Raw genomic sequence first — 14,270 nt, 5'->3', positions numbered from 1 at the left:
GGCTCATCCACGGGATCAATGTCCCCAGGGGGGATCGGTCTTCCATCCGCCACCGCACAAGCGACAATAGCACAGCGCGGCGAAATCAAGTTACAAGGGGGCACGCTCTCCGAAATCCGGCAACGTTACCCCCTCATCTGACCCTTCGGGCCATCTTCTCCCCGGCGGGGAGAAGAAAGACGCCGAACCGATGCAGCCCGATTGGGGTATAGACCTTTAAAGGCCCTCCTTACCGCGCACCCCACGTATCCGTCAGACGATACCCCTCCGGCCACGGATCGGACGGGTCGAGCATGTGCTGGTGGATACCGGTGATCCAGCCGCGACCGGAGATTTCCGGCAGGATGGCTGGACGGTCGCCGACCGTTGTCGTTCCAAGAATACGGCCGGTGAAGGTAGAGCCGATCAGCGACACCGCCGTCAGGGTTTCGCCCTCCTTCATTTCGCCACGCGCATGCAGCACCGCCATGCGGGCCGAAAGTGCCGTGCCGGTCGGCGAACGGTCCACCTTGCCCGGCTGGATGGCAACGGCCGCCCCTGCCCGCAGGCCTTCGGCCGTGCGCTCCACCTTGCCTGCAAACAGGCAGAAGGAAAAATGCCGCCAGTCCGGGTTTTCGGGATGATCGAAGCCCAGAGCCTTGTTGGCGGCATTGGTGATGCGCACGCCGAGGCGGGCAATCTCATGCGCCTCTTCCGGCTTCAGGCTAAAGCCCATAGCTTCGGCATCGACGATGACGAAGCTGTCGCCGCCATAGGCCGTGTCCACTTTCAGCGTACCGAGGCCTTCAACCTCGAGTTCGACATCGAGCTTTGCGGCAAAGCTGGGCAGGTTCTGCACGAAAATGCGCTCGGCCTTGCCGTTGCGGCATTCGGCGCGCACTTTCACCAGCCCGCCTGGCGCTTCCAGCAGCATATGGGTTTCCGGCTCCTGCATCGGTACGATGCCGCCATCCAGAAGTACGGTGGAAACGCAGATGGAGTTGGAGCCGGACATGGGCGGCGTGTCTTCCGGCTCCATGATGATGAAGGCGGCATCCGCATCGGGATGTTTCGGCGGCACCAGCAGGTTGACGTGCCGGAACACGCCGCCACGCGGCTCGTTGAGCACGAAATTGCGCAGGGTCTCATCGCGCGCGATGAAGCGGCTCTGCTCCCAGATCGTCTCGCCCGGCGGCGGCTTCACTCCACCGACGATCACGTCCCCGACTTCCCCTTCCGCATGGGCGGAAATCACATGAACGGTCTTGATACTGCGCATTCAAAACTCCTTAGGAAAGCCATGAAGGAAGAAGGGACGGAGCACGGCCGGTCAGCGCGCTGTCGACGCAATCGGCAAGGCTGCCGAAGCGCACTGCGCGACCGCTGAGGCCGGGTCCGTAATGGGCGTATTTACCGGAATTGGTCATCAGGGCACGGGTCTTCGTCGGGAAGACCGGTTCGGAAATGGAGCACCAGCAAAGATCAGGCAGCACCTGCACCCCGCTGTCATGCAGTCTTTTCAAGGTGCCGTCCTGGCCGGCCGCATCGATGACCTGCTGCCCGGCTGTCACGATGACGGCGACATCCGCATGCCGCTTGCGACCGGCGAGCACAGCGGCGAGCGCGCGGCACTCCTCCAGCGAGGCATGCGGGCTGCCGATGGCAACGAGCTGCACGTCCTCCGGCCCCTCATTCAGCAGCGACCAGCCGGCGGCCATATCTGCGAGCGAAATGGTGACGGTCTCGGCTGTTTCCAAAGGCGCAAGCCCGGCTTCCGGGGTCACACCCTCAATATGCAACATGGGCGCAGCGGATGTGGTGCCGAAAGCCGCGCAAAGCGCTTTTAGATCATCCCGTGACGGCTTCGCAGGGCCAAGGCCGCGCAGCAGCGGAATACAATCCGGTGCGGCCTTGCCCGCCAGATAACCGACGAGTGGCCAGAAGGCATCATCCACACCCTGCGGCAACGCCACATTGACGATGCGCTGAGGACGGCGATTTTCCTCCAGATAGACGCCGGCAAGCGGCGCCCTGCCCGTAAGCGCGATGCAGAGATCGAGAAAATCCGGATGTTTCGCCGTGCGCGCGCCAAGAACCGTATTGGCGAAGATCACAGCGTTCGATTCGGCCCAGGCGATCATGTCGCCGGCCTGCGGCGCGCTGTCGAGCAGGTAAGGCGAACAGGTGAAAGTCGGGCGACAGCCCATGCGCACATAGGCATCCGCCAGCCTTGCGGCCGGATCGCCGAAATCCTCCGGCATGCCCTGCGAACGCCAATGCGCCTTGTCCACCGAAATGGCGTTCATGGTCGTCGGCACCCGTACCTTCGCGCCCATCTCCGCCATTTTTTCCGCGAAGGTGAGATTGGCGGGGCTGGCATAGATGCAACCGTCAATATGGCCCTGCGTCACATCGACAAGCGCCGATGCCCCCTGCTGGGCGGCCATGGCGACGGTGATGCGCATGGCCTGCTGCACGGCGATGCCATCGCGTCCTTCGAGCTTGGCCCGGTCGTCATCCCCAAGATCGAGATGCGCTGTCGCCGGCGGGGTGATGGCAAGGGAAACGCCATCGGCTTCGATGGCCGTCTCATCGATACGGACATGAACGGCTTCGGAGAACCGGGCGAAATTTTCCGCGTCCAGGCGCAGCACCGGCAAAGGCTTGCCGAACATTTCGGCGGCGATCAGCGCGCCCAGCGTCAGCACGTCCTCGGCCTCGCAGAAGACCAGCGCCGAGGGCGCACGGCCCGTCAGGATAAGATCGAGCAGCACGCCCGAACCGGTACAGGAGCCACGGCTGGTGGGCATGAACAGCACGCCGCCGGTGAGACAGATGCCATGTAACGGGTGGTGCACGTCGATGACCCGGCCGGTGGCGGGATCGACCCCGCCCCAGAAACTCAGCGCTTCGGTCGTCGCAATCACGGGACCTTCGGCCGAACCGGCCAAAATGCTGCGGGCTTCAGGAACGGCTGTTGTCGAGAGGGAAGAAGACATCGGAAATCCCCGTCAGAAGCGTTGCGGCGAAAATGCCCTTGTATCGATGGCGGGTTTTTGCCCCGTCAGAAGATCGGCGACGATGCGGGCCGTGCCCGCCGATTGCGTCAACCCCAGATGCCCGTGGCCGAAAGCATAAACCACCCGCGCCGTGTGCCGTGCTTGCCCGATGGCCGGCAGGCTGTCCGGCAGCGAGGGGCGAAAGCCCATCCACTGCTTGCCGCCTTCGGTTTTCAGGCCCGGCAGGAAGGCTTTCGCCTTGGTCAGCAGCGCTTCGGAACGGGCGAAATTGGCCGGGAGCTCCAGCCCGCCCAATTCAACCGCGCCACCAACGCGGATGCCGGAGGAAAGCCGCGTGACGACGAAACCATGGCCGCCGAAGGTCACCTGCGTGCGCAGATCAAAGGCGCCAGACGGCAGGGTCGTATTATACCCCCGTTCGGTTTCCAGCGGAATTTTTTCCCCGAGCGAACGGGCGATGCGATGCGAAAAGGCGCCGGCCGCCAGCACCACCCTGGCGGCCTTGCGGGTGCGCCCATCATGGCTCACCACCTCGACACCGTCTTCCAACGGCCTGAGCGAAGCGATATCGAGGCATTCGATACGGCCGCCAATGGTGCGGAAATGCTCGGCCAGCGCCAGCGTATAAAGCTTGGGATCGGCGATGGAATACCAGCCGGGCGTGAACGTGCCGCAGGTGAAACGCGGCGCGATGCCGGGCTGTATCTCAGCCATCTGTTCGGCATTGAGATGCCGGAACTCGATGCCGTGCCGCTCGCGCGCCTTCCAGCCGGGAAGCGAGGCTTCGAATTCCGCCTCGCTTTCATAGACCTGGAGGTTGCCCTCCTTGCGCAGCATGGCGATGGTATCGGTCTTTTTCAGGAACGGCTCCAGCTCGGCCTTCGCGAGATCCATCAGCGCGGTCTGGGCGGCGGTGGAATGTTCCACCTTCGAAGCGGCGCAGGCCCGCCAGAAGCGGAACATCCATGGCGCGATCTTCAGTGCGTAGGAAGGCGGCACGCTGAGCGGACCGAGCGGATCGAGCAGCCACTTCGGCGCCTTCCACAGAATGCCGGGCGATGCCAGCGGAAGGATATCGGTGAAAGCGAAGGCACCGGCATTGCCGGCGGACGCGCCCGCCGCCGGTCCCTCGCGGTCGATGACCGTGACCGAGAGGCCACGGCCCTGCGCCGCAATTGCCGCCGAGAGGCCGACGACGCCGGCCCCGATGACGATGACATCATTGGCAGGCATTACCGCACGCTCGCCAGGAATTTCTGCGTTTCAGCGTGCTGCGGCGCGCCGAACAGCTGATCCGGCGTGCCGATTTCCGCCATCACGCCCTGATGGAAGAAGGCGACGCGGTTCGAGACATCACGCGCGAAGGCCATTTCATGGGTGACGCAGATCATCGTCATGCCCTCATCCGCCAGCATCTTCAGCGTATCGAGCACTTCGCCGACCAGCATAGGGTCGAGTGCCGAGGTGACTTCGTCGAACAGCATATATTCCGGCGACATGGCAAGCGCGCGGGCAATCGCCATTCGCTGCTGCTGACCGCCCGACATGCGGTTCGGATAGACCTTCAGCTTTTCGGCAAGACCCACATGGGTCAGTTGCTTCACCGCGATTTCCTCGGCCTGCTCCTTCGAGATACCGAGCACCTTGCGCGGCGCGAGCATGACGTTTTCGAGCACCGTCAGATGCGGAAAGGCGTTCCATTGCTGGAAGACGATGCCGACCTTGCGGCGCAGCTTGTTGAGGTCGGTGGACTTTGCATGCACTTCCGTGCCGTCGATGACGATCTTGCCGCTGTCGATCGGCTCGAGGCCGTTGATGCAGGTCAGCAGCGTCGACTTGCCGGAACCGGAGCCGCCGATGATGGTGACGACCTCGCCCTTGTTGACGGTGAGGTTGATCCCTTTCAGAACCTCCAGCGGGCCGAAGGATTTGCGGACGTTTTCGATCTCAATCATTGGGGGACCACCGTCTTTCGAGATACCCGCCGAAACGGGCGATGGGGAAGCTGATAAGGAAGTAGATGGCGCCGCAGATCATCAGGATGGTCAGCGGTTCCTGCAGGCGGGTGACGAGGATCTGCGAGGCGCGCAGAAGCTCGATAAGGCCGAGCCAAAGCACCAGCGCGGAATCCTTCATGACGCCGAGCGTCAGCCCGATCCATGACGGCAACGACACGCGGGTAGCAAGCGGCAGCACGATGTAACGCATGTCCTGCGACCAGGTCATGCCGAGCGACCGGCAGGCGCGGCGCGTGTTCGACGGCACCGCACCGATGCCGCCGCGCACGATCTCGGTGCAATAGGCCGCCGTATAAAGCGACAGCACCACGCAGGAGGTGGTGAATGGCGGCCAGCCGAGCTTGGCGATCGACTGGAAGGCGTTGCCGAGCACGAGCTGGATGAGCAGCGGCACGGAACGGAAAATATCCAGCACGAAGGTCAGCGGCAGCGACCAATAGGGGCCGAACTGGAAACGGATGATACCGAAGATGATCCCCATGATGGTGCCCGCCGTGACGGCGACGGCGGTGACGGCAAGCGTCATGCCGGCACCCTTGGCCAGGAAGGCGAGATCACTCCAGGTGAGAGCGGTTTCAAACATGGCTCACCTCTCTCAATAACGGAACAGACGCGCTGCCAGCAGACGGGCGGCGAGCGTGACGATCTTGGCGATCACGTAATAGATGACCGCGGCGAGCGCGAAAAATTCGAAGGTGCGGAACGAGCGCGCATTGAGCGCCTGCGTGACGCCGGCGAGATCCGTATTCATGCCGACCGTGACGCCGAGCGAGGTCATGAGGATTGCCCACACCATCTGGTTGGTGGCCGGCAGAAAGGCGACGCGCAGCATCTGTGGCAGGATGATAAGCCGGAAGGTTTGCATCGAGGTCATGCCGAGCGAACGGCCGGAGCGCGTCTGCGTATCGGGAATGGCCTTTAGCGCGCCACGGAAATTTTCCGCCAGATAACCGGCATTGTTGAAGGCGATACCGACCAGAAGCGCCGTATAGGGGCTCAAATGAATGCCGAAATTGCCAAGGCCGAAATGGGCCATGTAAATCTGGAACAGCGCCGGCGTGTTGCGGGCGACTTCCACCCAGACGGCGGCGAAAGCGCCGAGAATGCGGTTGCCGGAGAGCCGGAACAGCGTCAGCACGATGGCGCAGGAAAGACCGATCACCATCGATAGAATGGCGATCTGCAGCGTCACCACCGCACCGTCCAGAAGCTGCGGCAGAGCCTTCAGCGCCTGATTCCAGTGGAATGTATAATTGAACATTAAGCGTCCCGCCTTTTCAGAAACGATCAACGGCGCGATCATCTTGACCGCGCCGTTTACGAAAAGTCCTGATCAGCGATAAACGCCGTTGACGGTGAGCGAAGGAACTTCGCCGCCAACCCATTTTTCATAGAGTTCGGCGTAACGGCCGGTGCGAACCTGCTGGTTGATGAAGAGGTTCAGGTAGTTGATGAAGCCGTATTCGTCACGGTTGGTGAAGAGCGCGACATAGTCAATGTCATAGGGCGCCTTGCCGACCACGGAGATGCCCGCGAACTTGCCGCCCTTGACGTTGGACTGCGCAACCGTCGAGGTGGAGACGGTGGCGTCGATCTGGCCCTGGCTGAGCGCGAGGAACACGTCTGCCTGCGTCTGGTACGGACGGAATTCGCCAGTGCCCCATTCCTTGACCGTCTTTTCGAGCGCGATGGCTTCGAACGTGCCGGCAGTCGCGCCGACCGTCTTGCCCTTCATGTCCTCGAAGGACTTGATGCCCGACTTGTCGTTGGCCGTAACGGCCATTTCGAAAGCGAAGTAAGGCACGGTCATGCCGACCGTCTTGGCGCGCTCCAGCGTATCGGAGGTGGACGCAACGCCCACATCGACGCGGCCGGACATCAGCGCCGGAATGCGCTCGGGGAACGGCGTTTCGACGATTTCAGCCGTGACGCCGAGCGCCTTGGCAAGATCGTTGCAATAATCGACATCGAAGCCGATCGGGTTGTTGGCGTCATCACGCGCGCCCATGGGCGGGAAATCGAGCACGACGGCGCAACGCAGCGTGCCGGACGAAATGATGTCGTCAAGTTTGTCGGCCTTGGCCGGCGTAATAGCGAAAGTGGCGGCCAAGAGGCCGGCGACGATGACCGATTTTTTCATTCTTTATTTGCTCCCACAATTGGTCTGCCCTTGAAGGCGCGGTCACTATTTCCCTATGGCGGCGATAAATCAACATAAAAATACAACGAGTATACAAAAAGAATTTTTGCGTGTGCGAACTGATGAGGTATCGCGGATGATTACGCAAGCCAACGCGGGGGGAGCGACAAGATGGGCGAGACATCCAGAATCCCTCCTTCCTGTACTTGTCACAGGAATCTGGCCAGCCCAAATCTTTGGGCTGAAAGAGGCTTTCCGACGCGCAGACGCGCCGACCCGGATTTCTGTGACAAGCACAGGAATGACGGCTTAAGGTGTCTTCGCGTTTTGAGAGGGTCACCTTCTGCTCGGACTGAGCTTCATCGAAAAGACACGTTGCAATACTCACGCCTTTGTATACTTTATGTATTCAAAATGTGCGAGCCCTATCGGAGGACTATGATGAGCGACACGACCACTTTGACCATTGAGGCACTTTTCCAGCGGGTCGAGTCGATTTTTTTGAGGGCCGGGGTGAATGATGTACAGTCGGGAGCGCTGGCGCGCGTCATTACTGCCGGTGAGCGGGACGCCTGCAAGTCCCACGGCATCTACCGTATCGAAGGCGCGCTCCGCACCGTCAAGGCGGGCAAGGTGAAGCCCGACGCCATACCTGAAGTGGCTGAAGACGACGCCACGGCCATCGTCAAGGTCAATGCCCGTGGCGGCTTCGCCAACCCCGCCTTCGAACTTGGTCTGCCGGTTCTGGTGGAGCGAGCGAAACGTGCGGGGATCGCTGCACTCGTCATCAATGACTGCACGCATTTCTCGGCGCTCTGGCCGGAAGTCGAGGGCCTTACCTCGAATGGTCTCGCCGGGCTGGTCATGTGCCCGAGCTATTCCACCGTTGCGCCCACCGGCGGAACCAAGCCTCTGCTTGGCACCAACCCCTTCGCCTTCGGCTGGCCGCGCAAGGACGCCTCCCCTTATGTCTTTGATTTCGCGACCTCGGTTGCGGCCCGAGGTGAAATAGAACTACACCGGCGGGCCGGAAAGCCCCTGCCGGAAGGCTGGGCTCTGGATGCCGACGGCAAGCCGACGACTGACCCGGAAGCGGCCCTTGCCGGCTCCATGCTGCCCTTTGGCGGCCACAAGGGATCGGCCATCGGCACGATGATCGAGCTTCTCGCCGGCATCATGATCGGCGATCTCACCAGCCCCGAAGCGCTCGAATTTCTCGGCACCACCACGCTTGCCCCGACCCATGGCGAGCTGATCGTCGCTTTTTCGCCTGAGACCTTCGCCAAGGGGCGCCCCGGCGATCCTTTTCAGCGCGCGGAAGTGCTGTTCGACGCCATCATCGGCCAGGGCGCCCGCCTGCCCTCGGGCCGCCGCTTCACTGCACGCGCGAAGTCCGAAAGCGAAGGCATTACCCTCACCGCCGCCGAAATGGCCGGGCTCGACCGGCTGTTGGAAAAGGGGCTGGACGCGGTTTCCTGAGCGCGTTTGGATGTGGAAATAAAAAAAGCCCGCAATCGCGGGCTTTCTCATAACGACAGCGTCACTCAGCTTTCTTTGCGACTGCATAGCATAGCCGCTCCGTCACCCCGGACTAGATCCGGGGTCCAGCGCGATCAAGTCCTTGATCGCGGAAGACTCTTTCACGGCGCAGACGCGCCGTGGCTGGATGCCGGATCTAGTCCGGCATGACGGACGAGAGGCATCAAACCTCATCACATACAAAAAAGGCCCGCAGTTGCGGGCCTATTGTCTTCACGTCAGCGACTGATCAAGCAGCCTTGCAGGCCTGAACCGCACCCGGCAGCTTGCTCCAGTCGGCATACCAGCTGTTGAACAGCTTGAACTGCGCCTCGACATAACCGCGCTGGCTGTCCGTCAGGGCATCGGTTTCGTTGAAGTGCAGCGTGTATTCCTTGTCGCCCTTCAGCACCATCATGTGCTTGAAATAGAGAACCAGATCCGGGCCTTCATCGAAGGACGAGAGAACGGCGAGCGCCTGTTCCAGCTCCAGCGCGCGGGCGCGGGCATCGGCATCGCCCTTGGCGGCGGCCTGCGACAGCTTGCAGAGGTGAATGACTTCCTTCGGCAGAACATTGCCGATGCCGGTGATGGCACCGGTGGCGCCGCAATTGACGAAGCCATGGAAAACAGCCGTATCGACGCCGATCATCAGGGTGACGTCGTCATCGCGGCTGGTGATGTTTTCAGCGGCGTAACGCATATCGGCCGGGCCGCCGAATTCCTTGAAGCCGACGAGGTTCTTGTGCTCGGCGCGCAGCGCGAAAAAGAGATCGGCGCGAGTGGCGAAGCCGTAATAGGGGCTGTTGTAGATGACGGCCGGGATTTCCGGTGCGGCCGAGAGGATGGCCTTGAAGTGGGCCTTCTGGGCGGCGATGACCGAACCGCGCGACAGGACGCGCGGAATGACCATCAGGCCCTTGGCGCCAACCTTCTGGGCGTGAGCGGCATGGGCAACGGCAGATGCCGTGTTGACCGCGCCGGTGCCGACGATGACCGGAATGCCGGCTTTCACCAGGCGCTCCACGCCTTCCATGCGCTGCTCATCCGTCAGGAGCGGCCAGTCGCCCATGGAGCCGCAATAGACGACGGCCGACATGCCATCGGCGATCAGTTCCTTGCCCTTGCGAACAAGCGCGTCGAAATCAGGGGTGCGATCATCCTTGCAGGGGGTCATCAAGGCGGGAATCACGCCGGAAAAAATGCTGGCCGTCATTTCAAGCTCCTAAGGGACATGTTTTTGGGGAATGGACGCACCTCCGCGCCACCCTTTCGACAAGGACACTACAATCTTGTATTTTATTTGTCGACAAGAAATCGACAAGCTACAGATTTATTTCCAGACGCTCGTTTCGCACCAGCAGCTTCTGCACCTGCCGCACGATCTGCTCGGCATGCTCGCGGGCCAGTTTCTCGGAAAGAACGGTATCACGCGCAGCGATAGCCGCGATGATCTCATCATGATCGTCGACGAAGCGCTTCGGCAAACGATCGTCATAGGACTGGTAATAAAGCCTGAGGATGCGTCGCCCCTCGTCCAGCAGCCGCTTGAACAGGCTGGTAAAATAGGGATTGCGCCCGGCCTCGGCGATAGAGAGATGAAGGGCGGCATTGGTGGAGATCATCGCCAGCGCATCCTGCTCCTCTACCGCAATGGCGAATTCCGCATTGTGGGCGCGGATTCCGGCCAGATCCTCCGGGCGGTGATATTGCGCGGCAAGCTGCGTCGTTACCCGATACATCAGCACCAGCGCATCGAAATAGGTGTGCATGTTGAGGAAATCGATATTCGACACCATGGTCGAACGGTTTGGCAGCGTATCGATCAGCCCCTCACCCGAAAGCCGCACCAGCGCCTCGCGGATCGGCGTGCGCGACATCTTGAATCTTTCGGCAAGTTGCACCTCATCGATGGGGCTGCCCGGCGGCAGAACCAGATCGAGAATCTCGTCGCGCAGCAGATCATAGACCATCTTCACGCCGGAGCCGCGCTTGCGCTCGGCAGAAGCAATTATATCCGTCATCATCAAATCCCTCTTGTCGACATAAAGAGTACTATTATATTTTTTCCCGATCAACGCCGCGCAGCGCCGCAGCATCTTCGAATGGCGGAATAATTGTTCAAAAACAACAAAAAGCCGTCGCGAAAATTGCCCGCGACGGCTTTTGAACGTTGAGTTTGTGGCGTGGACGCTGTTTATAGGGCATCGCCGACTAAAGAGGGCGATTTAATCAGGACCGCGATCCTCAAGCCAGCATCAATTGCGCAGGCCGGTGGCGACGACCGAAATCTTGAAAGCGCCGTCCAGCGTCGGGTCGAAGGAAGCGCCCATCACCACATCGGTTTCTTCGCTCACCGCCTCGCGTACCAGCGTCATTGCCTCATCGATCTCATAGAGCGTCAGATCGTTGCCACCGGAAATGGAAACAAGAGCGCCCCGCGCTTCCTTCAGCGACGGTTCGCCGAGCAGCGGGTTGGCAATGGCTGCGGCAGCCGCTTCCGAGGCGCGCTTTTCACCCTTGGCCTGCGCCGTGCCCATCAGCGCCCGGCCGCCATTCTTCATGACATAGCGCACATCGGCGAAATCGAGATTGACCAGGCCTTCGCGCAGGATGAGATCTGTGATGCAGCGCACGCCAAGCGACAGAACCTTGTCGGCCGTCTTCAGCGCATTTTCGAAGGTCGTGCCGGCATCGGCAATGCGCAGCAGGTTCTGGTTGGGGATGACGATGACGGTATCTGCCGTGTTGAGCAGGTTGGCGAATCCATATTCGGCAGCCCGCATGCGGCGCGCGCCTTCGAAACTGAAGGGAAGCGTCACGACACCGACGGTGAGGATGTTCTTCGCCCGGCAGGCTTCGGCGATGACGGGGGCAGCGCCCGTGCCGGTGCCGCCGCCCATGCCGGCGGTGATGAAACACATGTCGTAGCCGCTCAGGTGATCCATGATCTCGTCAAGTGAATCGATCGCTGCCTGCCGGCCAACCTCGGGATCGGCGCCTGCGCCGAGCCCGCCGGTCAGTTCGGAGCTGAGCTGCACGAGCCGCGGCGCGTTGGTCTTCTTCAGCGCCTGCGCATCCGTATTGGCGGCGATGAAATCGACGCCACCGATGCCCTCGGCAATCATGTTGTTGATCGCGTTGCCGCCACCGCCACCGACGCCGACGACGGCGATATTGGGCGTGTTGCGGGCAATGGTGGCGCGCGGAGACTGGGTCATCGTCTTATTCTCTTTCTAAACTCATAGGGTCCCGCGCCGTTCTTTGACTGCGGCACGCGAATGATCGGCAAGGTTCCAGCGCTTCCTCCCCGATGGGGAAAAGAGGCTGTAACGCTTTGAATTTTCATGCCGGCCTTTCACCCCATAATGGCGAAAGAACGGTGTTCCAGGGGGCGAAAGATGCTCCACGGCGACGTTCTCCGACCCCTTCCCCGGATGAAAACCGAACCGAATCAACTGCTTCGCTCTTGTAAGGTGATAGCCGAAAAGGCACACCGTTTACACTCCATTCACTATGTTTATCTCACTTTGGAACGAGTTGCGCCGAGAAGTGTTTGCATGCCGACCGCGCTGGAGCGGCGGGAAATAAAACGGAGCCGGTCCCGCCGCTCCGGGTTTAGTTGAAGCCTCGGATGATCCGCAACCGCGATTCAGTTTTCAATCCGTTGCTCTGAAACACAGAATGGAGGCAGGCATATGTTGGCAGACGTCTTGCAAAACGAACCGGGTTTCCGCACGGAACAGCCGCGTGTGCTGATCGTGGAAGACGAATTCCTCATCGCCATGGATATAGAGGATTCCATTTTGCAGGCGGAAGAAGAGGCAGATGTCATCGGTATCGCCAACCGGCTGGAAGACGCCGTGGCGCTTGGCAGCCGCGCCGATATCGCCTTCGTCGACGTCAACCTTGCCGACGGACAGACCGGCCCGGAGATCGGACGGCGGCTTTCCCAAGATCATGGCGTGGTGGTGATCTTCATGACGGCAAACCCCGAAGTCGTCGTCAATCTCGGCATCGGCGCCGGCGTAATCGCCAAACCCGTGCCGCAGGATGCCGTGGAGCAGTGCCTCGCCTATGCCCTTGCCAAACGTGCAGGCGCCCACGCCGTGACGCCCATCGGCATGATGGCTTTCGACTGAGATATTTCCTGAAGACAAAGGCAAGTTTCTGAAAACAAAAAAGCCTGCCGCGGGAGGAGGTGCGGCAGGCTTTTTGAAAAGATGAACAGCGATATGGGAGGAGGAAAACCGCTGTCCCCGGGGCAATCCTTTGGGAGGAGGAGTAGGATCACCCGCTTTACCAAAAGGATGTGGGAGGAGGTACATCCCTTTCGATGATTGGAAGATAGCATTTTTCTGCGTATTTGACAGGCATAAGCTTGCAGTACAGATATGCATTCATTGCATGGCGATATTCATCGCCTGACGTCGAGAAAACCCCACCCTTCGGCTCGCACTTCGACATCGCCGGATTATCTGGCGGATATTCGCGGTAGACGCATCCATTCCCCAAAACAAAAACGCCCGCTGAGCGGGCGTTTGGGCATTCAAAAGAGGCGATATCGCCTTGATTACCTGCCAACGGCGGCGCGGGCGACGCTGGTGATCTGGCTACGATCGATACCGAGATCGTGCAGTTCACGGGTGCTCATACGGCCGAGTTCGTTGATGGTCTGACGATATTTGCGCCAGTTATTGAAGCTGCGTGCTACGTTCATGACATTACCCTTTCTGAGGTTTAGGTGACGTCAGTAACGTTTTCGTTCCGGCGTCCTTTGATGCCCCCTATATGCGCTTTTCGATGACGAATTAACAGGCAGAATAAGGCAATCCACCCATGCGCCAGACGCAAGGGTTCCCCATGACGGTTTGCGACGAAAAAGAAACCTGACTAAAATTCAGACGGTTCGCCGAGCTTGGAACCGTCCCCGCCGCTCAGAACTTGTAGCGGACGCCGAATACGTTGGCGTTTGTGGCGCCTTTCATATTGCCCAGTGTTTTGCCACCGCCGGAACGGTGGTGAAGACGCCAGAAGAATTCCGTCGAAGAATCCTCGCTGAAGGACACGTTGATTTCCGGTCCCAGATAAAACAGGACATTCGCGTTGCCGTTGTCCTTGATTTCCTGTTCCCGCTCGCGGCCACGCTGCGCATCCGTGACGAGGCTGAGGCCGGCGGTAAAGCTCGGCGTGATGAACAGCCGCTCTCCGAGCCTGATCTGCTCGTAACGTGCAACCGGACCCGCCCAGACTTCACCGGTAAAGCCCTTGCCAAATCTGGCGGCGACGCCGATTTCGCCGCCGAGTTTCACGTTACCGATGTGGTAGGGGTAGAACTGATAGCCGCCGCCCAGAATGGCATTGCGCTCATATTCCACCGGAATGAGGGCTGCACTTTTCAGCATGTCCTCTTTCGTCAGGACGCCGCCGAAACCGAATATCGCTTCGCTCGTCTCCGACGTCATATCTTCTGACGCAAGAGATGGCGTTGCCGCCAGTGCGATCATGGCTGCCAGTGACAGACGTGCTGCAATATTCATTTTGCTACTCCTGAACAAAGCCCGCTTACCCAGCCGTCCTCATAGGCATATTCAC

At 60.4% G+C, this 14,270-nt stretch carries 14 protein-coding genes; 2 read left to right on the top strand and 12 right to left on the bottom strand.

What is annotated here, in order from left to right; translation table 11 throughout:
• Positions 1-229: 229 nt before the first annotated feature.
• From ACQZ40_RS08270 to ACQZ40_RS08240, 7 genes are all read right to left on the bottom strand, one after another.
• Positions 230-1,258: a trans-3-hydroxy-L-proline dehydratase gene (locus tag ACQZ40_RS08270; protein WP_104680018.1), complete on the bottom strand. Its 1,029-nt coding sequence runs from the start codon at positions 1,256-1,258 to the stop codon at positions 230-232.
• A 10-nt stretch (positions 1,259-1,268) separates the two neighbouring features.
• The gene (gene lhpI / locus ACQZ40_RS08265; protein WP_448747747.1) at positions 1,269-2,978 is read right to left on the bottom strand and encodes a cis-3-hydroxy-L-proline dehydratase; all 1,710 of its coding nucleotides are present in this window, start codon (positions 2,976-2,978) and stop codon (positions 1,269-1,271) included.
• Positions 2,979-2,990: 12 nt separating this feature from the next.
• On the bottom strand, positions 2,991-4,232 hold the full coding sequence (locus ACQZ40_RS08260) for an NAD(P)/FAD-dependent oxidoreductase (protein WP_174000725.1): 1,242 nt from the start codon (positions 4,230-4,232) through the stop codon (positions 2,991-2,993).
• Positions 4,232-4,954: an amino acid ABC transporter ATP-binding protein gene (locus ACQZ40_RS08255; protein WP_020811659.1), complete on the bottom strand. Its 723-nt coding sequence runs from the start codon at positions 4,952-4,954 to the stop codon at positions 4,232-4,234. Before ACQZ40_RS08255 ends, ACQZ40_RS08260 begins: the two co-directional genes overlap by 1 nt.
• Entirely contained in the window at positions 4,947-5,600 is a 654-nt protein-coding gene (locus tag ACQZ40_RS08250) for an amino acid ABC transporter permease (RefSeq protein ID WP_006312400.1), read from the bottom strand. Before ACQZ40_RS08250 ends, ACQZ40_RS08255 begins: the two co-directional genes overlap by 8 nt.
• A 12-nt stretch (positions 5,601-5,612) precedes the next feature.
• Positions 5,613-6,278, bottom strand: coding sequence for an amino acid ABC transporter permease (locus tag ACQZ40_RS08245; RefSeq protein WP_078053901.1), 666 nt, complete (start codon positions 6,276-6,278; stop codon positions 5,613-5,615).
• A gap of 72 nt (positions 6,279-6,350) precedes the next feature.
• A complete protein-coding gene (locus tag ACQZ40_RS08240) occupies positions 6,351-7,157 on the bottom strand; it encodes an ABC transporter substrate-binding protein (protein ID WP_003521709.1) in 807 nt (268 codons plus the stop codon).
• A 441-nt stretch (positions 7,158-7,598) separates the two neighbouring features.
• On the opposite strand from ACQZ40_RS08240, the gene ACQZ40_RS08235 reads away from it, so the two are divergent.
• Entirely contained in the window at positions 7,599-8,636 is a 1,038-nt protein-coding gene (locus tag ACQZ40_RS08235; protein WP_448747746.1) for an Ldh family oxidoreductase, read from the top strand.
• A 289-nt stretch (positions 8,637-8,925) separates the two neighbouring features.
• On the opposite strand, the gene ACQZ40_RS08230 is transcribed toward ACQZ40_RS08235, so the two are convergent.
• From ACQZ40_RS08230 to ftsZ, 3 genes are all read right to left on the bottom strand, one after another.
• Positions 8,926-9,891 (bottom strand): dihydrodipicolinate synthase family protein, encoded by a 966-nt coding sequence (locus tag ACQZ40_RS08230; RefSeq protein WP_003521712.1) that lies wholly within the window; start codon positions 9,889-9,891, stop codon positions 8,926-8,928.
• Between the two features lie 109 nt (positions 9,892-10,000).
• Positions 10,001-10,699, bottom strand: coding sequence for a GntR family transcriptional regulator (locus ACQZ40_RS08225; RefSeq protein ID WP_031234148.1), 699 nt, complete (start codon positions 10,697-10,699; stop codon positions 10,001-10,003).
• A gap of 234 nt (positions 10,700-10,933) precedes the next feature.
• Positions 10,934-11,896 (bottom strand): cell division protein FtsZ, encoded by a 963-nt coding sequence (gene ftsZ / locus ACQZ40_RS08220; RefSeq protein WP_003521714.1) that lies wholly within the window; start codon positions 11,894-11,896, stop codon positions 10,934-10,936.
• A gap of 477 nt (positions 11,897-12,373) precedes the next feature.
• Here ftsZ and ACQZ40_RS08215 point away from each other — a divergent pair, with 477 nt between their 5' ends.
• A complete protein-coding gene (locus ACQZ40_RS08215) occupies positions 12,374-12,817 on the top strand; it encodes a response regulator (protein WP_065657684.1) in 444 nt (147 codons plus the stop codon).
• 431 nt (positions 12,818-13,248) lie between these two features.
• On the opposite strand, the gene ACQZ40_RS08210 is transcribed toward ACQZ40_RS08215, so the two are convergent.
• Together ACQZ40_RS08210 and ACQZ40_RS08205 are read right to left on the bottom strand one after the other, a co-directional pair.
• Positions 13,249-13,395, bottom strand: a complete 147-nt coding sequence (locus ACQZ40_RS08210) for a DUF1127 domain-containing protein (protein ID WP_003521716.1) — start codon at positions 13,393-13,395, stop codon at positions 13,249-13,251.
• A 217-nt stretch (positions 13,396-13,612) separates the two neighbouring features.
• Complete coding sequence (locus tag ACQZ40_RS08205) at positions 13,613-14,215, bottom strand: hypothetical protein (protein ID WP_020811652.1); 603 nt, start codon at positions 14,213-14,215, stop codon at positions 13,613-13,615.
• Positions 14,216-14,270: the final 55 nt, after the last annotated feature.

This window comes from Agrobacterium sp. 16-172Ci (assembly GCF_053522725.1).
This window is presented reverse-complemented; position numbering and strand designations above follow the sequence as displayed.

Bases quoted from the DNA above. Each gene is read 5' to 3' on its own strand.
- ACQZ40_RS08270 (WP_104680018.1), bottom strand. From the start codon at position 1,258: ATGCGCAGTATCAAGACCGTTCATGTGATTTCCGCCCATGCGGAAGGG.
- lhpI (WP_448747747.1), bottom strand. From the start codon at position 2,978: ATGTCTTCTTCCCTCTCGACAACAGCCGTTCCTGAAGCCCGCAGCATT.
- ACQZ40_RS08260 (WP_174000725.1), bottom strand. From the start codon at position 4,232: ATGCCTGCCAATGATGTCATCGTCATCGGGGCCGGCGTCGTCGGCCTC.
- ACQZ40_RS08255 (WP_020811659.1), bottom strand. From the start codon at position 4,954: ATGATTGAGATCGAAAACGTCCGCAAATCCTTCGGCCCGCTGGAGGTT.
- ACQZ40_RS08250 (WP_006312400.1), bottom strand. From the start codon at position 5,600: ATGTTTGAAACCGCTCTCACCTGGAGTGATCTCGCCTTCCTGGCCAAG.
- ACQZ40_RS08245 (WP_078053901.1), bottom strand. From the start codon at position 6,278: ATGTTCAATTATACATTCCACTGGAATCAGGCGCTGAAGGCTCTGCCG.
- ACQZ40_RS08240 (WP_003521709.1), bottom strand. From the start codon at position 7,157: ATGAAAAAATCGGTCATCGTCGCCGGCCTCTTGGCCGCCACTTTCGCT.
- ACQZ40_RS08235 (WP_448747746.1), top strand. From the start codon at position 7,599: ATGAGCGACACGACCACTTTGACCATTGAGGCACTTTTCCAGCGGGTC.
- ACQZ40_RS08230 (WP_003521712.1), bottom strand. From the start codon at position 9,891: ATGACGGCCAGCATTTTTTCCGGCGTGATTCCCGCCTTGATGACCCCC.
- ACQZ40_RS08225 (WP_031234148.1), bottom strand. From the start codon at position 10,699: ATGACGGATATAATTGCTTCTGCCGAGCGCAAGCGCGGCTCCGGCGTG.
- ftsZ (WP_003521714.1), bottom strand. From the start codon at position 11,896: ATGACCCAGTCTCCGCGCGCCACCATTGCCCGCAACACGCCCAATATC.
- ACQZ40_RS08215 (WP_065657684.1), top strand. From the start codon at position 12,374: ATGTTGGCAGACGTCTTGCAAAACGAACCGGGTTTCCGCACGGAACAG.
- ACQZ40_RS08210 (WP_003521716.1), bottom strand. From the start codon at position 13,395: ATGAACGTAGCACGCAGCTTCAATAACTGGCGCAAATATCGTCAGACC.
- ACQZ40_RS08205 (WP_020811652.1), bottom strand. From the start codon at position 14,215: ATGAATATTGCAGCACGTCTGTCACTGGCAGCCATGATCGCACTGGCG.